We start from the raw sequence: 19,753 nt of genomic DNA, 5'->3' as shown, positions 1-19,753 counted from the left end.
CAGGGCCGCTACCGCGCGCTCAGCGCCGGCTCGGCCGCGTCCCGCGGGCCCTCCGCGCCCGGCGCCCCGCCCTTCGCGGCGAGCGCCCGACGCGTCGGGTTGCACAGCGCCGCGACCATCCCGAGCGCCAGGACCGACGCGCCGACCCACAGGGCCGGGGTGATGCCGTTCACGAAGGCCGTCGGGGACTGGTAGCCGCCGTGCGAGGAGAAGATCGTGCTGAGCATCGCGATGCCGAGCGCCCCGCCGACCTCGCGCAGCGAGTTGCTCGTGCCGGAGGCGATGCCCTGCTCCGACTCCTTCACCGCGCCCATCATCAGGGTGGTGGCGGGGGCGAAGAACAGCGCCATCCCGACGCCGCTGATGATCAGCGCGGGCAGTTGCGCGGCGTAGGAGACGTCCGTCGAGACCACCGACGCGTACCAGCCGAGGCCGATGGCCTGGAAGGCCAGCCCGGTGGCGACGACCACCCGCCCGCCGATCCGGTCGGCGAGGTAGCCCGCGAACGGCGACACGATCATCGGCATGCCGGTCCAGGGCAGCATCCGCAGCCCCGCCTCGGTGGGTCCGTACCCGACGACGGTCTGGAGGAACTGGCTGAGCAGGAAGATCGAGCCGAACATGCCGATGAACATCAGCATGTTGGTCGCGTTGGTCGCCGCGAAGCCGCGGTTGGCGAACATCCGCATCGGCACCATGGGCCGCTTCGCGGTGAAGCCGTGCCGGACGAACGCCGCCACCAGGATGCCGCCGCCGATCAGTCCGGCCAGCACCCGGGCACTGCTCCAGCCGTGGTCGTTCGCGCTGACCAGGGCGTAGACGATGCCGAACAGGCCGAGGCTGATCAGTACGGTGCCGCGGAAGTCCAGCCGGGCGTCGGGTGCGTAGGACTCGCGCAGCTTCAGCCGGGCCAGCGGCAGCAGGGCCAGGCCTATCGGGACGTTCAGCCAGAAGATCCAGTGCCAGGAGATGTGCTGGGTGAGGCTGCCGCCGATCAGCGGGCCGCAGGCGACCGCGAGGCCGTTGGCGGCGCCCCAGATCCCGTACGCCATCCCGCGCTTCTCCTTCGGGACGGCCGCGGTCAGCAGGGTCAGGGTGAGCGGCATCATGATCGCGCCGCCCACGCCTTGCAGCGCCCGTGCGGCGATCAGCGCGTCGATGCCGGAGGAGAGCGCGGCGGCGGCCGACGCGCCGGTGAAGATGGTGATCCCGACGAGGAAGAGCCGGCGCCGGCCGAAGCGGTCGCCGAGCGCGGCGCCGAACATCAGCAGCACCGCGAAGGTGAGGGTGTACGCGCTCACCGTCCACTCCAGGTCCGACAGCGCTCCCCCGAGGCTCTTGCGGATGGAGGGCAGCGCGGTCGTGACGACCAGGTTGTCCAGCGCGGCCATGAAGCCCGCGACGCTCGTGATGACCAGGGCCCACCCGAGCCCCGGCCCCTTCTTCGCCTCCGGTGCCGGTGCCTCCGTACGGCCTTGCGGCTGCTGCTCTGCGGTACTCATCGTGCTACCCCCTGTTGCGTTCGCCGGCAGTAGGTGCCGCGCTCGATAGTAAGTTATTGGTCACTAAGTTACGAGGTCAAAAAAATATGCCCGCCGGCACCGGGGCCCGCTCGGCCCCGGTCACTCGGGCCTCGCCTCCACGTAGAAGCCCTCCCAGTTCCGGTGACCCGGCGGGAAGCCCAACGAGACGAAGGTGTTGATCAGCATTCCGTACGCGAAGAACTGCGTCGTCTCGTCGATGTCCGTGCCCAGCGCGGTGCGGACCTCGTCCCACATCTGCTGCCAAGACGTCCTGAGGGTCGAGCCGAAGTCGTGGTCGCCGGCGGCTTCGGCCGCCGCGACCGCCGCGTACATCTGCATCTGCATCAGCAGCTTCTCCGGGTCGTCCCGGAGGAGTTGCTGGTACGCCGCGGCCATCACGGGCAGCCGCCCCTCGATGGGGACGTCCTCCACGGCGCGAGCGAAGACCTCGCGGGTCTGGGTGAGGCACTGTTCGGCGGCCGCGATGAACATGGCTTGCTTGTTGGGGAACAGGCGGAACAGGTACGGCTGGGAGACGCCTACGCGGCGGGCGATCGCTTCGGTGGACGTGCCCTTGTAGCCGCCCTGGGCGAACTCGCTCATTGCCGCGCTGATGACGCTGGCGCGTCGGTCTTCGGCGCTCATCCTTGCCATGGGGACTAAGTTAGTGGTCAATCACTTACCAGTCAACTCGGCGGGTGGGGTGCGCCGTCGTGGTTCCGTGTGGTCCCCTGCGGGGTGGCTGCCTCGTCCTCGTCTGACCGCCGGCTCTGGGTGGGTGCCCCGTGCGGTGCGTGCTTGCCCGCCCGCCGGTGGTGGGCTTGTCGCGCAGTTCCCCGCGCCCCTGGGGATGTGCGGCTCCTCCGCAGCGCCCGGCCACCCCGGGAACGGGGCAACCCACCACCGGCCGTGAGCCGGGGACGAACCGTCACCCATACGGGGGGGACCCGTAGGGCACCGCACCGGGCATCGGGGGGTGGGCCTTCGGCCGAGGGGCGGGGGCGCCCGGGGGTCAGGTGAGGCGGACCACCGCACGGGACATGCCGAGGACTTTCTGGCCGTCGGAGGTGGCGACGAGGTCGATCCGGACGCGGCGGTCATCGAGTTTGGCCGCGACCTTCGCGGCGACGTGCACGGTGGCACCCTGGTCATCGTTGGGGACGACGACCGGCTTGGTGAAGCGGACGCCGTACTCCTCGACGGCGCCGGGATCGACCGTCCAGTCGGTGACGACACGGATGGCGACGGCCATCGTGAACATGCCGTGCGCGATGACGTCGGGCAACCCGACCTCGCGGGCGAACTTCTCGTTCCAGTGGATGGGGTTGAAGTCACCCGAGGCGCCGGCGTACTGCACGAGGGTCGCCCGGCTGACCGGGAACTCCCGGGCGGGCAGCTCGGTACCGACCTCGACGTCGTCGTAGGCGATTGCCGCGGCCATCACGCGTCCCCTCTCTTGTCGCTGCCGCTCACGTCGGCGTCGTCCGGCTCGGCCGCGCGGGCCACCAGCTTGGTCATGGCGGTCACCACGTGCTCGCCGGACTCGTCGTGGATCTCCCCGCGGATCTCGATGACGTCGTTGCCCGCAAGGGACTTGATCGTGTCGATCGTGGAGGTGACCGTGAGCCGGTCGCCGGCCCGAACCGGACGGCGGTAGGAGAACTTCTGGTCGCCGTGCACCACCCGGCTGTAGTCGAGGCCGAGTTCGGGGTCGCGGACCACCACGCCGGCCGCCTTGTAGCTGATCGCGAAGGGGAACGTCGGCGGCGCGATCACGTCGGGGTGGCCGAGCGCCTTGGCCGCGTCGGCGTCGACGTACACCGGATTCGGGTCGCCGATCGCCTCGGCGAACTCGCGGATCTTCTCCCGGCCGACCTCGTAGACGCTACTGGGCGGATAGCTCCGCCCCACGAAGGACGGGTCGAGGGCCATCGTTACCTCCGGATACGGATGGGGTCGGCGGGAGTGCGGTCGGCGCGAGGGGGCCGGCGCGGGTCGGGACATGCCGTGAGGCCGCCCCCGGAATACGGGAACGGCCTCACGGTAAAGCTTTCAGCCGGACTTGGCCCGGGCTTCCGCCGCTGCGGAGCCCGAAGTCGCGGTCTGCCGGAACCGTAGGGTACCGGCGGCCTGCCGCGAACAGCCCCGCCTCGGCGGCACTGGGAGAGGGACCGCCTGGGTCAGCGGGTCTCGCGGTGCGCGGTGTGGGCGTTGCAGCGGGGGCAGTGCTTCTTCATCTCAAGACGGTCCGGGTCGTTGCGCCGGTTCTTCTTGGTGATGTAGTTCCGCTCCTTGCACTCCACGCAGGCCAGCGTGATCTTAGGGCGGACGTCGGTGGCGGCCACGTGAGTGCTCCTTGACGAACGGGTGTTATGAACACAGAAAGAGTAGCCGATCGAGGGACCGAACCCGCAATCGGCTACGGAGAGTAGCGGCGACCGGACTTGAACCGGTGACACAGCGATTATGAGCCGCTTGCTCTACCGACTGAGCTACGCCGCCTCGACGAACCGGCCCCCGCCGAAACGACGGGGGTGCGATCCATCAGAGCCCCAATACGGAATCGAACCGTAGACCTTCTCCTTACCATGGAGACGCTCTACCGACTGAGCTATTGGGGCGAGCGAGGAAGACATTACACGCTCCGCAGCGATACGTGAAATCCGTATCCGGCAGGGCACATCGGACCTGGCGGACACCCGAACCGCGCCTCGCCCGGGGCCTGTCGGCACCCTTTCGCGTACCGCGCCCAGGCCGGCGCGCGGCCGGTGAATCGGCCCGTGCGCAGGACGTTTGGCGCGACCCCGGCCGGTACGACTAATGCGCTCCTGCCAGGACCTCGCCGTCCGGCGCCCTACGCTCGGAGTGCGTGATCATGCCGTATGTCCTGCTCACCGATCATCTTCCGTGATCTGCAGATGATCGTCCGTCTTCCTGTCCCGTGATCCTGCCTCCCACCGCTCGCAAGGCCCGTACCGGAGGAGCGCGATGACCGACAGTTCCCGCGGCACCACCGCGGAGACCGCCACCCTGCTGCTGTGCGGCGCCCGCCTCACCGACGGCCGGACCGTAGACGTCCGGTTGAGCGGCTCGCGGATCGAGGCCGTGGGCACCGCGGGCAGCCTCGCCGTGTCCGCGGAACGCCCCGACCGCGGCGGCGGCCTCGGCGGCGAGCGGACCCCCGACCGTCCCGACCGTCCGGACCGGGGCGGCCGGATCGAGCGCGGTGCCCGGATCGACCTGCGCGGCTACCTCCTGCTGCCCGCGCCCGCCGAGCCGCACGCGCACCTGGACTTCGCGCTCACCGCCGGCGGCCCGCCCTCCGGCGACACCGAGGACGTCCAGCGCCGCGCCACCGAGGCCGCGCTGCTCCAACTCGGCCACGGCGCCACGGCGGTGCGCAGCCACGTACGGATCGGCGACGTCCGCGGGCTGCGCTCGCTGGAGGCGGTGCTCCAGGCCCGGCAGTCGCTGCGCGGGCTGCTCGACGTGCAAGCGGTGGCCGTGCCCAGGGTGCTGACCGGCGCCGCGGGGGCGGACGGCCTGGCGATGCTGCGGGACGCGCTGAAGATGGGCGCTTCCGCGGTGGGCGGCTGCCCGGACCTCGACCCGGACCCGAGCGGCTACACCGAGGCGGTGCTGGCGCTGGCCGCCGAGTTCGGGCTGCCGGTCGACCTGCACACCGCCGCCGACGACCCGGCGCGGATGGCCCGGCTGGCCGCGATGGCCGGCGGGCTGCGGCCCGGCGTCACCCTCGGCCCCTGCCACGGCCTGGCCGCGCAGGGTCCTGACGGGGTGGCGCGCACCGCCGACCGGCTGGCCGCCGCGGGCGTCTCCGTCGTCGCGCTCCCCCAGGGCGGCTGCGGCGCCCTGGACCGCTGCGCGCCCGCGCCGGACACCCCGGCCGCCCGTGCCGCCGCCTCCGTCCGCCCGCTGGCGCCGCTCACCGCCGTCCGCGCGCTGCGCGCGGCGGGAGTACGGGTCACCGCGGGCAGCGGCGCGCTCTGCGACCTGGCCAACCCGGTCGGCCGCGGCGACCCGCTGGAGGCGGCCTACCTGCTGGCCTCGCACGGCGAGTGCCCTCCCCCGCGGGCGTACGACCTGGTGAGCGCCGAGGCCCGGGCGGTGCTCGGGCTGCCGGAGGTACGCGTGGAGGCGGGCTTCCCGGCCGAGTTGCTCGCGGTGCGCGGGGAGAGCCTGGCCGGCGTGCTCTCGCTCGCCTACAGCCGGATCGTGATCCACCGCGGCCGGGTGGTCTCCCGGACCAGCGCGGTACGCGAGTACTGCGACTCGGCGGGCGACGCGACCCTCGACCTCCCGCGTCAGGCGCACCGCGAGGCGTAGCGTCGCGGCATGCGTACGGTGATCGCTGGTGGACACGGACAGATCGCGCTGCGGCTCGAACGGCTGCTGAGCGGGCGCGGGGACAGCGCGGCCGGGTTGATCCGGAACGCCGCCCAGGCTGACGACCTGCGGGCGGTGGGCGCGGAACCGGTCGTACTCGACCTGGAGTCGGCGACGTTGGAGCAGGTGGCGGCGGTGCTGGAAGGCGCCGACGCGGCGGTGTTCGCGGCGGGCGCCGGCGCGGGCTCCGGGGCGGAGCGCAAGCAGACGGTGGACCGGGGCGCCGCCGTGCTCCTCGCGGACGCGGCCGAGCGGGCCGGGGTACGGCGCTTCCTGGTGGTCTCGTCCATGGGCGCGGACGCGGAGGCGACCGGTGTGGACCCGGTCTTCACGGCATACCTGCGGGCGAAGGGCGCGGCGGACGACGCGGTGCGGGCCCGGAAGGGGCTGGAGTGGACGATCCTGCGCCCGGGTGCCCTGACGAACGACAGCGGCACCGGACGGGTCCACCTCGCCGCGTCCACCGGGCGCGGCTCGGTGCCGCGGGACGACGTGGCGGCGGTGCTGGCGGAGCTGCTGACGGTGCCGGGCACGGCCGGGCTGACCCTGGAGCTGATCGCGGGGCCCGACCCGGTGGCGGAGGCGGTGCGCGCGGTGGCGTCCGGCAGCTAGTGCCGGGACCGGGAGTCGGCGGGAGTAAGGGGCCGGGTCACGCGGTCCGGAGCCCCGCTAAGTCAGGAGAGGGTCCCTGAGTCAGGGGGACGGTGCGCGCTCCAGGAAGGGTCCGCGCGTCAGGAGCCGGTCCGCCGGGTGCGCCAGGAGTAGCAGACCAGGGGCAGCCGGACCAGGTCGTCCCGTATCTCCGCCGTCTCGCGGACCTTCGCCTCGATCCGGGCCGCCAGTTCCCGCTTCCGGTCGGCCGGCAGCGCGATGAACCTGCTGTAGGTGGCGAACATGGCGGTCACCTCCTCGGCGCTCATCGCGGCGGTCCAGGTGTCGGCGTGGGGCTCCGGTTCGGTGAAGGGCACGCCGTCCGGCAGCCACGGCCCGTCGTTCATCCGCCCGATCAGGTCGCCGACCCGGTCGTCGGTCCCCATCTCGTCGTGCACGTAGGCGTCCAGGCGGTTGAGCCACGGCACCCGCCGGTCCCGGCGCGTGTACAGGATGCCGAGTGTCCCGCCCGGCTTGAGCACCCGGGCGATCTCCGGGAGCGCGACCGCCGGGTCCATCCAGTGCCACGCCGCGGAGATCGTGACCGCGTCGACCCGGGCGTCGGGCAGCGGGATGTGCTCGCCGGTCCCCTCCAGCACCGTCGCCCGCGGACAGGCGGCGGCCAGCACCTCGCGCATGCGGGCGTCGGGTTCGACCGCCACGACCTCGGCGGCGCGGTCGGCGAGTTGACGGGTCAGCAGGCCGGTGCCGGCGCCCAGGTCGAGGACCGAGGCGCAGTCCGCGGGCAGCAGCCAGTCGAGCGCCTGGGCCGGCGGCGCCGTCCGGTAGCGGTCGTAGTCCTGCGCCGCGGCACCGAAGGACACCGCGAGCTCGGGCAGTTGGGACATGGCACTCCCTAGGTTGTCGCGTGGCCCGGGAAGGTGGGCGACGGGCGGGAACTCACAGGCCGCGCAGGCCGGTGAGCACCCTCTCCAGCAGGGTGACGTCCGGCCGTCCCCCCTCGTGGCCCGGCTGCTGGACGTTGACGAGGCCGCTCTCGGCCAGGTCGCCCACCAGGACGCGCGTGACGCCGAGCGGGATGTGCAGCAGCGCGGAGATCTCGGCCACCGAGGTCAGGTTCAGACACAGCCGGCAGATCGCCTGCTGCTCGGGGAACAGCCGTACCCCGTTCTCCCAGGCGCGTGCGGTGGTGCTGACCAGCGCCTCGAGCGCGAAGTCGGTCCGCGCCGTGGTACGTCCGCGCGTGACGGCGTACGGGCGTACGAAGGGCGACGAGTTGCGCCTGCGGTCTGCACTCACGAACGCACATCCTTCCGGGTGTGACGCGGACGGCTGATCGCGCCGGGCCTCAGCCGGCCAGCGCGCTCTGCAGTTCTCGGCGCACGGCGGGGGTGAGCACGTCGCCGGTCCGTTCGACCAGCAAGGTCATCTCGTAACCGACGACCTTCATGTCGCAGGTGGGCGCGGCGAGCACCACCAGGACGGAGCCGTCGCTGATCGAGGTCAGGAAGAGGAAACCGTTCAGCATGTCCACCACGGTCTGGGTGACCGCGCCGGCCTCGAAGAGCGTGGCCGCCCCCTGCGTCAGGCTCGCCAGTCCCGAGGCCATCGCGGCGAGTTGGTCGCCCCGGTCCTTGGGCATGGACGCCGAGGCCAGCAGCTGGACTCCGTCCGAGGAGACGACCACCGCGTGCGCGACCCCCGGCACCTGCTTGACGAAGTTGGCGATGAGCCAGTTCAGGTTCTGCGCTTCGGTGCTCAGATCGCTCATGGGTGTGGCTGCTTCCTATGCTGCGGGGGACATCGGCCGAGGGCGCTGCGGGCAGAGGGGACGGCGACCCGCTCATACCGGACCCGATCCGCCCGGTGACCGGCCGCGCCCGTCGTCACGCTCGGACCCGTCGCCGCGCTCGGTGCCGTCCTTCCCTCGCCTGACGCCTTGGTGGAAGCTCGACAGCCGCTCTCGCATCAGGTCGGCCTGGCGTGGTGCGACCGGCGCCGCGTGCGGCTGTGCCGCCCTGTCGCGTGCCCCCGCGCCGGGGGCGAGGTTGCCGAAGGGCACGCGCCGGGGCAGTCCCTGAGCGGTCGAACCTCCGACCACCGAACCGCCGGTCGACGGCCCGGCTTCTCCGCCGGCCCCGGGGCGCGGGCTGGTGTCGGGCCGCGCCCACGAAGGCGACGGGTGGGCGCCGTCCCGGGGAGGCTGCGGCTGGGGCTGGGGCTGCGCGGACTGCTGGATTTGCGGCTGTGCCTGGGATTGCGGCTGGGATTGCGGCTGGGGCTGCGCGGACCGCGGGGGTTGGGGCTGGGGCCGCTGCGGGAGCGGGGCGGGCCCGGGCTGCGCCGGTTGCGGCCCGCCCATCGCCGGCCGGCCGGGGTCCGGCAGGCCACGGGTCGGCTGCCCGCGGTCCGGCTGTCCCTGGCCGCTCTCCGGGCCGGGCCACCCCGACCTCGTCGACTCGAAGATCGGCAGCCGCTCGGACCCGTGGCCGCCGGGCGCCGGGTCCGGGTACGCGTGCCGGCCGGCCTGCGGCGCGTCGGGTATACGGGCGCCCGCCGCGTGGGTGCCCGCCGTGTGACTGCCCGCCACGTGGGACCCGGCCTGCGGAGGTCCTTCCATCGCCGGCCGGCCGTCCATACCGCCCGGCAGCGGGTGCTCCTCGACCGGCTGCGCGAACCAGGAGAATCCGTGGCCGGACTGCCCCGCCGCCTGCTCCTCCTCGTTGAACCACGGGAAGCCGCCGTCGGGCGGACCCGAGTGGCGCCCGGACGGCGCCTCCTCAAGGCGCCGCGCGCCCGCACCGGTCTCCACCGCCGGACCGTAGGAAGTGTCGAACCTCGGGTCGCCGAACCGCGGGTCAGTGGCCCGCGGGTCGCCGAACCGCGGGTCGCCGACCGCCGACGACGGGCCCCGGGCGGGGAGCGTGCCGGGCTCGGGGAGGTCGTACGGGCCGGGGCGCATGGTGGCCTGGTCGAACGCCGGCCCCATGCCCGCGTCGATCTCGCTGACCGGCAGCAGCAGGGCCGGCGGTATCCGGATCAGCGCGTTGAGGCCGGTCCGGCCGGACCCGGTCAGCCGCACCTGGATGCCGTACTTGGCCGCCAGCCGCCCGACGACGAACAGACCCATCCGGCGGGAGGTCGCCACGTCGAGCACGGGCGGCTCGGCGAGCCGCCGGTTGATCCGGTTCAGCTCCTCGGGCCGGATGCCGATGCCCGCGTCCGCGATGTCCAGCACGACATCGCCGGAGGTGAGCATCTTGGCGCCCACCAGCACCTGGGTCTCGGGGCCGGAGAACGCGGTGGCGTTCTCGATGAGTTCGGCCACCAGGTGGACGACGTCGGTCGCGGCATGGCCGGCCACCGCCACGTCGGGCAGTTCGTACAGCATCACGCGTTCGTACTGCTCGACCTCGGCGGTGGCGGCGCGGACCAGGTCGAACAGCGACACCGGCTGGTTCCAGCGGCGGCTCTGCTCCTCGCCGGCGAGCACCAGGAGGTTCTCGTTGTTGCGGCGCATCCGGGTCGCGAGGTGGTCGAGCTGGAACAGGCTGGCGAGCTGGCTCGGGTTCTGCTCGCTGTTCTCCAGGTCGTCGATGAGCTGGAGTTGCCGCAGCACCAGGCTCTCGCTGCGGCGCGAGAGGTTGGTGAAGATCGCGTTGACGTTGCTGCGCATCCTCGCCTGCTCGGTGGCGAGCCGGACCGCCTCGAAGTGCACGCGGTCGAAGGCGCGCGCCACCTGGCCGACCTCGTCCTGCGTCTGCAACTCGATCGGCTGGACCTGCACCGGCTCGTCGGTCTCCGCGGGCTCCACGTCACGAAGCCGGCGCACGGCCTCGGGCAGCCGGTTGTCCGCGACGTCCAGCGCGGAGACGCGCAGCCGGCGCAGCGGGCGTACGACGGACCTGGCGAGGACCAGGGCGCCCAGGAAGGACAGCGCGACCACCGCGACGATGATCGCGATGTTCTCGTAGAGCTGGGTCCGCCCGGCCGACAGCAGGTGCGAGGCGCGGTCGTTCATGTCCGCGACGGCCTGCCGCTCGACGATCCGCACCGCGTCGAGCTTGTCCGTCAGCTGGTTGAACGCGGTGGCCTTGCTGATCCCCAGGTCGGCGAGCGGGATGTCCTCCTGCGCGGCGGTGGAGACCGCCTGGACGGTGCCGTCGGCCGCACCGACCTTGTCGCCGCTGACCGTCGACTGGTACAGGTTGAGGAGCGAGGTCGGCGCGTTGTTGGCGAGCGCGTCGCCGGCCGTCTCGAACTGCGCCTGCTCGATGTTCTCCTTCTGCTCCAGCGTGAAGCCGCCGCTGTCCAGCACGTCGACGAGGTAGCCGCGCTCGCTCGACGTCTGCTGCTCGATCTGCTCGATCGAGGAGAGCGTGGCGACCAGGCTGCCGAGCGTGTGATCGGAGCTGACCGCGGCGAGCTGGTCGCTGAAGTCGAGCAGGTCGCCGATGATCGTGCTGTACGCGCTGAAGGTCGGCGTGCCGGCGCCGGCCGCGAGGCCCTGCGCGGAGGCACGCAGCGGGCTCAGGTCACCGAGCCGGGCCTCCCCGCGCGCGCCGAGCTGGCGCACCATAGCGGGCAGGGCGTCGACGCTGTCCTGCTGCCGGCGCAGGCTCTCGTCGAACTCCCGCACCTGCGCGTCGGTGGTCCGCTGGGCCGCCGTCAGTTCCTTGTCCCGGGCGACGCCCGACCCGTTGAGCGCGACCTCGGTGAGGTCGCGCTCGTCGTCGAGCGCGCCGACCAGGGTGGAGATCTGCCGGGCGAGCTGCGTCTGCCCCTGGATGTGCGCCGCGGACCGGAGGCTGCCGACCTCGGAGACCACGCGCACACCGACGAGCGGGATGATCGCGATCAGCGGGACCAGCACCAGGACCAGCATGCGGCTGCGGAGCCGCCAGTCGCCCAGGTGGCGCTTGACGTGCAGCCGGGCGAGGACCTTTCCGCCGGTGGCGGTGATCCACTTCGGTGCGGAAGCGGAACGGGATCTCCGTGCCGTTGTCACGGCATCGCCACATTGTGCTGCGCCAAGCGGTCCCCGCACGTCAACGGATAGCCGGCTTCGCGAGGCCCCTGGTCTTCCATTTACTAACCCTCAACCCTCATAACGTCGCAGCATGACGCGGCGGCGCTCGGTCATTCGGTTCACCACAACAAGCGCTCGACTCAGGTACACACCAAGTCGCCGGCGCGTTACTTCCGCGCGCTGGTCGGGGACCTCATTGCAGCACACGCACGCCCGCGGGAGCAAAGGATCTCGCTACTGACTTAAGAGGTCTCCCCCGGTCACACCGTCCGTCCGCGCGCTTCGACCGAAAGCTGGTCCGCCGAATGCATCGGGGATAGCAGGTGCCCGACGGCGTGATACGTGCAGAGCATCGCATATATTTCCTGCCGGACGAGTTCGGGACTTTTCGACCGCAATACCACCCGCAGCCCCGCGATCTGATCGGCGAACCGGCCGACACCGTTTCGGCACATCTCCGCCACACTCTCGTGCCGGGCCGTGATCTCGCCCGCCGTCACCGAATCGTCGAGGAACGACGTGACCAGCACCGGAGCACTCCCGGCCGGTCCCCGCGACCGGCCGGGAGCGGAAGCGGAGGGTCCGCACGGCACCACGCGGACGACGGCCCCCGCACCCAACTCCGCCCCCAACTCCGCACCCGGCTCCGCGCCCGCGGCCCGGCCGTCCGGCGGCAGCTTCGACAGGTACGACCCGTCGGGCAGCGCGCGCACCACCGGCAGGGGCCGCGCGGTGTCGGTGCGGCCGTCCAGCCGCCAGATCTGATGGGCGCCGGCCGCGGCCAGCGCGTTCCACATCGCCGTGGGGACCGCCTCACGTTCGCCGACCACCAGCGCCCCCGCGCCGAGGAGGTCGTGCGGCCATTCGGCGATGATGCCCTCGATGCCCAACTCCGGGCTGGGGGCGATCGCCGAGGCGACGGAGAGGCACATCCGGCACTCGGTGAGCGAGACCAGCCACACGTCCAGGGCGCGACCCTTCGTAGGTCTCCTCGTCCGGTCGCCGCGGTCGGCGCCGTCGCCGCGCTCGCCGTCCCCCGTCGCCTCGCCCGTCGCCTCGCCCGTCGCCTCCCCGTCGACGCCGGGCAGCACGTACGCGGCCCGGTTCGCGGGCGTGTCCGGCACCTCCATGGCGACGCTCTCGAAGGCGAACACCCGCTCGGTGCCCGGCGGTCCCGGCTGCCCGGCCGACGCGGCCACGTGGGCGCAGAGTTCCTTGAGCGGTTCGACGCCCAGCCGCATGCGGGCCCGGGCGATCGCGGCGGCGGAGGCCAGGTCACCGGCGTCCTGGAACATCTCCGGGAGGCCGCCGGTCAGCTTGGCGAGCACCTCCTCGTAGGAAGAGGTCCCGAAGAGCCACATCGCGAGAGCGAAATACATCATGAGCCGCGCGGGCAGCAGCCGTCTGCGGCGCTCTCTCCGCTCGGCTTTGTCCACCAGCCGATCCATTAGTTCCGGCCGGAAAGTCTGTACGAGCATGCGCAGCGCAAGCCGGTCCGGAAGGGGGGTTTCAGACGGTATGCCGAGATAACGGAACGTCATCGCTAGAAGTTACCTCCGAAGAACGCGCCGCGTCTAACCATCGTCGACAATGCACAGAAAGCACACTTTGCGGATTTTCTCCGGACACGGGGAGGTCGTCGTGCGGAGAGGAGCCGCAGATAGGCGCCCTGCCCGCGCTTAAGTCAGTGGACCCTTGTTCGGCGAGGTTGTTGTCCCGCGCCGGGTTCTGGCAGCCTCACTCGCGTGACAAGCGAATCCCAGCGTGCAGACACCAATGGGTCGGTCACATCGCCGCAACCGACGACGCCTCCTATCGTGATGCGCAATGTGACCAAACATTTCAACACGCCGCAGGGCGGCAATCACGATGTCCTGCGCGACGTCAATTTCTCGGTGGCGGCCGGCGAGTTCACCGCGGTCGTCGGTCCCACCGGCTGCGGTAAGTCGACCACGCTGTCGCTGATCTGCGGCCTGGACCGGCCGGACACCGGCGAGGTGCTCATCGACGGCCGCCCGGTGGACGGCATCGGGAAGGACGTCGGCTTCGTCTTCCAGACCGACGCGGTGTTCCCCTGGAAGACGGTGCTCGGCAACGTGGCGGCCGGCCCCCGCTTCCGCGGCGCGTCACGCCGGGAGGCACACGCCGAGGCCACCGACTGGATAGGCCGGGTGGGCCTGACGGGGTTCGAGCGGTACCACCCGCACCAGCTCTCCGGCGGGATGCGCAAGCGGGTCGCGCTCGCCCAGACGATGATCAACCGGCCGCGCGTGCTCCTCATGGACGAGCCGTTCGCCGGCCTGGACGTGCAGACCCGCCAGATCATGTCGGACGAGCTCCTCTCCCTGTGGGACCAGACCCGCCCGTCGGTGGTGTTCGTCACCCACGACCTGGAGGAGGCGATCTCGCTCGCCGACAAGGTCGTGGTCATGACGGCGGGACCGGCCACCGTGAAGGAGACGTTCGAGATCGACCTCCCCCGGCCGAGGAATCCACGCGAGATCCGGCACACCCCCGATTTCGTCAAGCTCCACGAGCGGATCTGGGAATCGCTGCGCGACGAGGTCCAGGTCGCCTACCGCCGCACCGTGACCGCGACGCCCGAGACCGCGGCCTGACCCACCCCCGCCGGAAGAGGCAAGAGCGCATGAACGTGCACGGTCCCCGGTCCACTGCCGATACGGCGGACGCCGATCCCGACACCACCAGTACGGCCGAGGGCGCGACCGGTGACGCGGTCGAGGAAGTGACCGACGGCGCGAGCGGTGAAGCCACGGGTGATGCCGCAGGTGACGCCGCGGACCGCACCGCCCGCCCCGAACCGTCGAAGAGCGAGGCCCGAACCGGGTCCACGGCCCGGCGGCAACGACTGCGGCGCCACGTGCTGGTCAACCTGACCCGGGTCCTCGTCCTCGCCCTGTTCGTCGGGCTGTGGCAGTGGCTCGCCTCGGCGGGAACGATCGACAAGTTCTACACCGGCGAACCGTCCGGCATCTGCTCGAAGTTGTGGGACTGGGTACGCCACGGCACCTCGCAGGGCTCGCTGTGGGACCAGGTGTGGGTGACGCTCCAGGAGACGCTGATGGGCTTCGGGATCGGCGTGACCCTCGGCGTCGTGTTCGGCATCCTGCTGGGTCGGCTGCGCTTCCTGGCCGACGTCTTCGCCCCCTACATCAAGACGCTGAACTCGATACCGCGCATCCTGCTCGGGTCGGTGTTCGCGATCTGGTTCGGCCTCGGGATCAGTTCCAAGGTCACGCTGTCGGCGGTGCTGGTCTTCTTCGGCGTGTTCTTCAACGCCTTCCAGGGCGCCCGCGAGGTGGACCGCAACCTCATCGCCAACGCCCGCATCCTCGGCGCCGGGAACGCCAAGGTGACCCTGCAGGTCGTCGTCCCGTCCGCGCTGAGCTGGATCACCACCAGCCTGCACGTCGCGTTCGGCTTCGCGGTCACCGGCGCGATCGTGGGGGAACTGCTCGGGGCGCAGCAGGGCCTCGGGCTGCTCATCTTCCAGGCGCAGGCGAATTTCGACCCCGACGGCGTCTACGCGGGCCTGGTCATCACCGCCGCGTTCGCCCTGGCCGCCGAGGGCCTGATCACGCTCCTCGAACGGCGCCTGCTGCGGTGGCAACCGCGCCCGCAGCGGTCCGGCGCGGGAGCCTGACCCGGCGATCGACGTGAACTCCCTGACGCATGTCCACCCCGCAATGACCGGCGGAACGCGGCACGGCCGAAGACGGCCGGCGGCGCGTCCGCTCCCGAGAAGAAAGCAAGGCTCATGTGGCGCAAGAAGATCGTTCTCATAGCCGCGACGACGTTCCTGGCTACAGGGGTGACGGCCTGCTCGGACGACAAGTCCGGCAGCACTGACGCGGCGAGCGAGGGCTCCCTGACGAAGGTGACCATCGCCCTGTCGAACCAGGCGAACCAGAGTTACCTCCCGCTCATCCTGGCCGAGCGGATGGGCTACTTCACGAAGCAGGGGCTGGACGTCAAGATCGACAACCTGCAGAGCACCCCGCAGGTCTCCGACGCGCTGCTCAAGGGCGACGTCCAGGGCATGATCGGGTTCTTCGACCACAACCTCGACCTCCAGGCCAAGGGCAAGAACACCGAAGCGGTCGTCCAGTTGCTCCAGGCGCCCGGCATGGTCGAGATGACCCGCGCGAACGAGAAGTCGCTCAAGTCCCCGGCGGACCTGCGGGGCAAGACGGTCGGGGTGACCTCGCTCGGTTCGGCCAGCTCCAACATCGGTTCCTACCTGGCGGTCCACAACAACATCCCGCTGGCCCAGACCCATCTGGTGGCCGTGGCCGCCGGGCCCACCTTCGTGGCGGCCTTCCAGCACAACCGGGTCGACGCCGGTGTCACCACCGAACCGACGATCTCGACCCTGCTGAAGAAGCACCTCGGCACGATCGTCGCCGACATGCGCACGGCCGCCGGCACCAAGGCCGCCCTCGGCGGCCCGTACCCGGGCACCGCGCTGACCGTCCAGACGGCGTGGGCGAACAGCCACAAGGACACCACGCAGAAGATGGTCAACGCGATCTACCAGACGCTCCAGTGGATGGAGTCGCACTCGGCCGCGCAGATCACCGCCCAGGTCCCGGCCGACTTCTACTCCGGCAGCGGCAAGGACCAGTACATCCAGGCGCTGGCGAACGAGATGGGCATGTACAACCCCACCGGCCAGATGCCGGCCGACGCGCCGCAGACCGTACTGCGGGTGCTGAACGCGATCGACCCGGCCGTCAAGGGTCACAAGATCGACCTGGCGAAGACCTACACCGACGAGTACGTCCAGAAGGCGGCGCAGGAGAAGTCAGCGTCCTGACCGACGGGGCCGTCAGGCAGAAGACGAGTGGCCGCGACCGGGCGACCGGGGCGACCGTACCGTCACGGAGTGTCATGAACCCAGGCGGCCGGGCGGTCGGGGGCTCTGACAATGCGGTGCGGCGGGGGTCGGCGCACACTGGCCGGGAAGGTGGACCGGGTGCCGAGTCCTAGGGAGACGCCATGCTGGGGACGCGTCGTCGACACGGGGTGCGCAGGAACCGTCTGATGTGTACGGCCGCGGTGCTCACCGCTGCGGCCGTCCTCGGCGGGACGGTGGCCGCCGACACCGCGGGGGCCGCCACCGGGGCGCGGAGCGGCGAGGGGCCGGCACCGAGCCCGTCCGAGCTGAAGGCGGCGCTGCTGACCCCCGGGGACACCGGGCTGAGCGGTGCGGACTCGACCGGCGGCGGCGGTGGCGTCGGCGGCGACGGGATCTCCGGCTGCCCGGCGCTGGTGAAGGTGCTGGAAGCGCCGCCCGGAGCGGGGACGCAGGAGGCCGACTTCAGCGGCGGCCAGACCGGGCCGCTGCTGAGCGAAGAGCTGACCGCGGGCACGTCGGCCAAGGAGGGCGCCGTCTACGCACGGGCCAAGGCCGCGCTCACCTCCTGCCGCGACCTCACCCTCACCGAGGGCGGCACCCGGCTCGCCCTCACCCTGAAGCCGATCCACTTCGGCGGCGGCGAGAGCACGGCGACGCGTATGGAAGGGAAGTTGAGCGGCGTGCAGGTCAACGGGTACATGGCGTTCGGGCGCGTCGGCCCGGTCCTGGTCGGCTACACGTTCTTCCAGATCGCCGGCGACTCGCCCCAACTCGCCTCCGCGCTCTACCAGAAGGCCGTGGACAAGGTCCGACACACCGTCAGCACCGGTGGCGGCACGCCCGTCTGAGACCTGCGGTGCGGCGCTGCCAGCTCCACGCGGTGCCGGCAACTCCGCGCGGCGCCGACAACTCCGCGCGGTGATCCCGTCAACTCCGCGCGGTGATCCAGCCCGTGGCGGCGAGCACCTCGCGGGCGATGTCGGGGACCGTTCTGCCGTCGGTGGCCACGCGTACGGCGTCCGCCGGGGTCCGCTCGTCCAGGAGGCGGGCCTTGCGGATGCTGTTGCCCACCTCCCGCTCCAGCTCCGAACCGAGTTCGCGGCCCGTCAGCCGCGCGGTGGCGGTGGCGTCGGACGCGGTGAGCAGGACCCGTAAGATCCGCAGGTCCGCGCCCATCGCGCGGGTGAACATCGCGGCCGACTCGGGCAGCACGCTCGCCGTGTTCGTGTAGACCAGGCGCCGGTAGCCGAGCCGGGCGTAGTTCGCCCACAGCGCCGCCAGATTGCGCTCGGTGATCCGCGAGCGGTCAGGGTCCCCCTCCGGCGCCGGGTGCACCTGCCCCATGAAGTCGCCCTCCACCACCGCGTGCGGCACCTCCGCTCCCCGCAGGCCCGCCGAAACCTCCCACGCCACCGTCGACTTCCCGACCCCGGCCCGCCCGCCGATGAGCAACACCTCCGCGTGATCCACGCCGCCGAGCCTGCCAGGCACCACCCGTCCGGCGCGACCGGATTCCCGCGGCGGCCGGGGTATCGCGCACACTGTCCTCATGCCCTCCGACGCCCCGCTCCCCGGCCTCGCCACCGACGAGGAACTGGCGGCTGCCGGGCGGCGGGTGGTGCTCTGCGGCATGTGCGGGCATCCGCTGTCCGACGCGGAGAGCCGCGCATGGGGGCTCGGGGAGAACTGCCGGCGCAAGTTGGGCGGGAACGCGAGTGTGCGGCGCCCCGGCCGGTTCGAGGTCGACCAGGAGGGCATCCCCGGCCTCTGAGCCCGCCGCACCGGTTCTCCGGGGTCCTCCGCGCTCGTCGGAGCCGGTCTCCTCTGCCCCGACGGTCACAGCGACATCGGGGTCAGCGGCGGTGCCGGAATCGGTGGCGGAGTCGGTGGCGGAATCGGTGGCGGAATCGGTGGCGGCCGAGTGTCGGACCCGTGCGCGATGCTGAAGCCGGGGACGATCACGGGCAGGCAGAGGGGGCCGGAGTGGCGACAGATCCGATACGGGGCCTCGCGTCGGACGACACACGTGAGGCGGCCGCGAACGCCCTGGTGGCGCTGGGCGCGGAGGCGGTGGAGCCGCTGGTGCGGGAACTGGCGGACGGCGACTCACCGGTGGGGCCGCGGCAGATCCGCGAAGTGCTCCAACGGATCGGCAGCGGGGCGCTGGAGGGACTGTGGCAGGGATTCCGGTCGGCACCTGCCGAGGCGTCCCGGAGTCGGTTGGGCTACGCGTTCTCCTCCTTCGGCCCGGTCGCTCTCGACCACTACCGGACGGCGCTCGCGAGCAACGAGCCGTTCATCCGGGCCGCGGCTGTCGAAGGCGTCCGGGGATGCGACGAAGCCGGGCGGACCGCACTCCCGTCCGCGCTGCCGTTGCTCGCCGACCCGGACCCGGAAATCGCCAGGAAGGCGCAGTTCCTGCTGGTCCACCACGGGCAGGAGGTGGTACCGCTGCTCCAGGACGTCCGCAGGCGCGGACCGGGCCGGCTGCGGGCGCGGGCGCTGACCGTGCTCGCCGACATCGGCGGGGAGGCGGCGCTGTCCGCCGCTGACGTGGCCGCGGTCGAACGGCTCATCAGGATCAGGCTCCGGGACGACAGACCGACGGGGATCTGGGCCTGCTGGAACCACTGGATCGCCGTTCCGAGTGGGGACCAGGCAGGAGTCATGGCGGCCCTGGGCCTGACCGACCCCAGGCCCGCGACCTTCAAGCTCGCCCACGAGGTCATCGACTCCGACGGCCACTGCCACGACGACTCCGCCTACTCCCGGGTCTTCGTGACCCCTGAACTCGACGGTTGGACCCTCGTCCTCGGCGCATGGTGCAGCCCGTGCCACGAGGAGCGGAGCGCGGACGTCCTGCGCCTGTGCACCGAACTGAGCGCACGCTACGGCCAGGCCCAGGCGTACTACTGGGGAGGCCAGGGAGACGGCTCCGCCTGGCTGGTCGCCGAGCGCGGCGCCGTGGTGCGGCGCTACTGCGAATCGGGCGAGGCCGACGACGAGTTGCTGACCCTCGGCGAGCCCCTCGCGTTCGAACGTGAGCACCGCACGAAGGTGGGCCTGCGGCCCGAATGGGACCCGGCCCAGGAGAGCGAGGAGGACGAGGACACGTGGACGCACGAGGCGTACGAGATGGCACCGGACATCGCCCGCGCCTTGGGGGTGAGCCCGCTCGCCCTCGAACCCGCCATCGGGCCTGACACGCCCTCGCGCGGGACCGGGGTCATCGCGCTGACCCCGTACGCGGCGGCACACGGGGTGCCGCCGGGCGCGTACGGCATCTGAAGGCCGGACAGGGCGTTT

Annotated in this window: 18 protein-coding genes, 2 tRNA genes and 1 pseudogene; 8 read left to right on the top strand and 13 right to left on the bottom strand. The window is 71.8% G+C overall.

Going from position 1 to position 19,753, the window contains the following annotated elements:
- Nucleotides 1-8 precede the first annotated feature (8 nt).
- From AB0399_RS04225 to AB0399_RS04195, 7 genes are all read right to left on the bottom strand, one after another.
- Nucleotides 9-1,502 (bottom strand): DHA2 family efflux MFS transporter permease subunit, encoded by a 1,494-nt coding sequence (locus tag AB0399_RS04225; protein ID WP_366410153.1) that lies wholly within the window; start codon nucleotides 1,500-1,502, stop codon nucleotides 9-11.
- 120 nt (nucleotides 1,503-1,622) lie between these two features.
- A complete protein-coding gene (locus AB0399_RS04220) occupies nucleotides 1,623-2,168 on the bottom strand; it encodes a helix-turn-helix domain-containing protein (RefSeq protein WP_366410152.1) in 546 nt (181 codons plus the stop codon).
- Between the two features lie 367 nt (nucleotides 2,169-2,535).
- Nucleotides 2,536-2,964 carry a MaoC family dehydratase gene (locus tag AB0399_RS04215; protein WP_329365861.1) on the bottom strand — a complete coding sequence of 143 codons (429 nt, stop codon included), beginning with the start codon at nucleotides 2,962-2,964 and terminating at the stop codon, nucleotides 2,536-2,538.
- Nucleotides 2,964-3,455, bottom strand: coding sequence for a MaoC family dehydratase N-terminal domain-containing protein (locus AB0399_RS04210; RefSeq protein ID WP_366410151.1), 492 nt, complete (start codon nucleotides 3,453-3,455; stop codon nucleotides 2,964-2,966). Before AB0399_RS04210 ends, AB0399_RS04215 begins: the two co-directional genes overlap by 1 nt.
- 248 nt (nucleotides 3,456-3,703) lie before the next feature.
- On the bottom strand, nucleotides 3,704-3,868 hold the full coding sequence (rpmG, locus tag AB0399_RS04205; RefSeq protein ID WP_004571794.1) for a 50S ribosomal protein L33: 165 nt from the start codon (nucleotides 3,866-3,868) through the stop codon (nucleotides 3,704-3,706).
- A gap of 84 nt (nucleotides 3,869-3,952) precedes the next feature.
- Nucleotides 3,953-4,025 (bottom strand) — tRNA-Met (locus AB0399_RS04200).
- A 46-nt stretch (nucleotides 4,026-4,071) separates the two neighbouring features.
- Nucleotides 4,072-4,144, bottom strand: a tRNA-Thr gene (locus tag AB0399_RS04195).
- A gap of 367 nt (nucleotides 4,145-4,511) precedes the next feature.
- On the opposite strand from AB0399_RS04195, the gene AB0399_RS04190 reads away from it, so the two are divergent.
- Together AB0399_RS04190 and AB0399_RS04185 are read left to right on the top strand one after the other, a co-directional pair.
- Nucleotides 4,512-5,867 carry an amidohydrolase family protein gene (locus AB0399_RS04190; protein WP_329365864.1) on the top strand — a complete coding sequence of 452 codons (1,356 nt, stop codon included), beginning with the start codon at nucleotides 4,512-4,514 and terminating at the stop codon, nucleotides 5,865-5,867.
- 9 nt (nucleotides 5,868-5,876) lie between these two features.
- Entirely contained in the window at nucleotides 5,877-6,539 is a 663-nt protein-coding gene (locus tag AB0399_RS04185; RefSeq protein WP_329365866.1) for an NAD(P)H-binding protein, read from the top strand.
- Between the two features lie 119 nt (nucleotides 6,540-6,658).
- Here the strand turns inward: AB0399_RS04185 and AB0399_RS04180 are convergent, their stop codons facing one another.
- The 5 genes and pseudogenes from AB0399_RS04180 to AB0399_RS04160 all read right to left on the bottom strand — a co-directional run bounded on the left by AB0399_RS04180 (nucleotide 6,659) and on the right by AB0399_RS04160 (nucleotide 13,046).
- A complete protein-coding gene (locus AB0399_RS04180; protein ID WP_366410150.1) occupies nucleotides 6,659-7,426 on the bottom strand; it encodes a class I SAM-dependent methyltransferase in 768 nt (255 codons plus the stop codon).
- Between the two features lie 52 nt (nucleotides 7,427-7,478).
- Nucleotides 7,479-7,811 (bottom strand): annotated as a pseudogene (locus AB0399_RS04175) (DUF742 domain-containing protein); the annotation flags it as partial.
- A 76-nt stretch (nucleotides 7,812-7,887) separates the two neighbouring features.
- Complete coding sequence (locus tag AB0399_RS04170; protein ID WP_328468007.1) at nucleotides 7,888-8,310, bottom strand: roadblock/LC7 domain-containing protein; 423 nt, start codon at nucleotides 8,308-8,310, stop codon at nucleotides 7,888-7,890.
- Nucleotides 8,311-8,382: 72 nt separating this feature from the next.
- Nucleotides 8,383-11,547, bottom strand: coding sequence for a nitrate- and nitrite sensing domain-containing protein (locus AB0399_RS04165; RefSeq protein ID WP_366410149.1), 3,165 nt, complete (start codon nucleotides 11,545-11,547; stop codon nucleotides 8,383-8,385).
- A gap of 281 nt (nucleotides 11,548-11,828) precedes the next feature.
- Nucleotides 11,829-13,046: a transposase domain-containing protein gene (locus tag AB0399_RS04160; RefSeq protein WP_366410177.1), complete on the bottom strand. Its 1,218-nt coding sequence runs from the start codon at nucleotides 13,044-13,046 to the stop codon at nucleotides 11,829-11,831.
- A gap of 342 nt (nucleotides 13,047-13,388) precedes the next feature.
- On the opposite strand from AB0399_RS04160, the gene AB0399_RS04155 reads away from it, so the two are divergent.
- The 4 genes from AB0399_RS04155 (at nucleotide 13,389) to AB0399_RS04140 (ending at nucleotide 17,295) form a co-directional block, all read left to right on the top strand.
- The gene (locus AB0399_RS04155; RefSeq protein ID WP_329365877.1) at nucleotides 13,389-14,186 is read left to right on the top strand and encodes an ABC transporter ATP-binding protein; all 798 of its coding nucleotides are present in this window, start codon (nucleotides 13,389-13,391) and stop codon (nucleotides 14,184-14,186) included.
- A 29-nt stretch (nucleotides 14,187-14,215) separates the two neighbouring features.
- The gene (locus AB0399_RS04150) at nucleotides 14,216-15,232 is read left to right on the top strand and encodes an ABC transporter permease (protein ID WP_366410148.1); all 1,017 of its coding nucleotides are present in this window, start codon (nucleotides 14,216-14,218) and stop codon (nucleotides 15,230-15,232) included.
- Between the two features lie 114 nt (nucleotides 15,233-15,346).
- Complete coding sequence (locus AB0399_RS04145; protein WP_329365881.1) at nucleotides 15,347-16,405, top strand: ABC transporter substrate-binding protein; 1,059 nt, start codon at nucleotides 15,347-15,349, stop codon at nucleotides 16,403-16,405.
- A 227-nt stretch (nucleotides 16,406-16,632) separates the two neighbouring features.
- Entirely contained in the window at nucleotides 16,633-17,295 is a 663-nt protein-coding gene (locus AB0399_RS04140) for a hypothetical protein (protein WP_329365883.1), read from the top strand.
- Nucleotides 17,296-17,374: 79 nt separating this feature from the next.
- Here the strand turns inward: AB0399_RS04140 and AB0399_RS04135 are convergent, their stop codons facing one another.
- Entirely contained in the window at nucleotides 17,375-17,917 is a 543-nt protein-coding gene (locus AB0399_RS04135; protein ID WP_366410147.1) for a hypothetical protein, read from the bottom strand.
- Between the two features lie 79 nt (nucleotides 17,918-17,996).
- Between AB0399_RS04135 and AB0399_RS04130 the strand changes: the two genes are divergently transcribed.
- Together AB0399_RS04130 and AB0399_RS04125 are read left to right on the top strand one after the other, a co-directional pair.
- Nucleotides 17,997-18,218, top strand: a complete 222-nt coding sequence (locus tag AB0399_RS04130; protein WP_329365887.1) for a DUF6011 domain-containing protein — start codon at nucleotides 17,997-17,999, stop codon at nucleotides 18,216-18,218.
- Nucleotides 18,219-18,430: 212 nt separating this feature from the next.
- Entirely contained in the window at nucleotides 18,431-19,735 is a 1,305-nt protein-coding gene (locus AB0399_RS04125) for a hypothetical protein (RefSeq protein WP_366410146.1), read from the top strand.
- Nucleotides 19,736-19,753 lie beyond the last annotated feature (18 nt).

This window comes from Streptomyces sp. NPDC088194 (assembly GCF_040702025.1).
Taxonomy (GTDB): domain Bacteria; phylum Actinomycetota; class Actinomycetes; order Streptomycetales; family Streptomycetaceae; genus Actinacidiphila.
The sequence above is the reverse complement of the archived record's forward strand: the minus strand, read 5'-3'. Positions and strand labels throughout refer to the sequence as shown.

What these genes read in the sequence shown, in the direction of transcription:
- AB0399_RS04130 (WP_329365887.1), top strand. Translation starts at nt 17,997, where the DNA reads ATGCCCTCCGACGCCCCGCTCCCCGGCCTCGCCACCGACGAGGAACTG.
- AB0399_RS04145 (WP_329365881.1), top strand. Translation starts at nt 15,347, where the DNA reads ATGTGGCGCAAGAAGATCGTTCTCATAGCCGCGACGACGTTCCTGGCT.
- AB0399_RS04140 (WP_329365883.1), top strand. Translation starts at nt 16,633, where the DNA reads ATGTGTACGGCCGCGGTGCTCACCGCTGCGGCCGTCCTCGGCGGGACG.
- AB0399_RS04185 (WP_329365866.1), top strand. Translation starts at nt 5,877, where the DNA reads ATGCGTACGGTGATCGCTGGTGGACACGGACAGATCGCGCTGCGGCTC.
- AB0399_RS04160 (WP_366410177.1), bottom strand. Translation starts at nt 13,046, where the DNA reads ATGCTCGTACAGACTTTCCGGCCGGAACTAATGGATCGGCTGGTGGAC.
- AB0399_RS04150 (WP_366410148.1), top strand. Translation starts at nt 14,216, where the DNA reads ATGAACGTGCACGGTCCCCGGTCCACTGCCGATACGGCGGACGCCGAT.
- AB0399_RS04225 (WP_366410153.1), bottom strand. Translation starts at nt 1,502, where the DNA reads ATGAGTACCGCAGAGCAGCAGCCGCAAGGCCGTACGGAGGCACCGGCA.
- AB0399_RS04170 (WP_328468007.1), bottom strand. Translation starts at nt 8,310, where the DNA reads ATGAGCGATCTGAGCACCGAAGCGCAGAACCTGAACTGGCTCATCGCC.
- AB0399_RS04190 (WP_329365864.1), top strand. Translation starts at nt 4,512, where the DNA reads ATGACCGACAGTTCCCGCGGCACCACCGCGGAGACCGCCACCCTGCTG.
- AB0399_RS04215 (WP_329365861.1), bottom strand. Translation starts at nt 2,964, where the DNA reads ATGGCCGCGGCAATCGCCTACGACGACGTCGAGGTCGGTACCGAGCTG.
- AB0399_RS04220 (WP_366410152.1), bottom strand. Translation starts at nt 2,168, where the DNA reads ATGAGCGCCGAAGACCGACGCGCCAGCGTCATCAGCGCGGCAATGAGC.
- AB0399_RS04210 (WP_366410151.1), bottom strand. Translation starts at nt 3,455, where the DNA reads ATGGCCCTCGACCCGTCCTTCGTGGGGCGGAGCTATCCGCCCAGTAGC.
- AB0399_RS04180 (WP_366410150.1), bottom strand. Translation starts at nt 7,426, where the DNA reads ATGTCCCAACTGCCCGAGCTCGCGGTGTCCTTCGGTGCCGCGGCGCAG.
- AB0399_RS04155 (WP_329365877.1), top strand. Translation starts at nt 13,389, where the DNA reads ATGCGCAATGTGACCAAACATTTCAACACGCCGCAGGGCGGCAATCAC.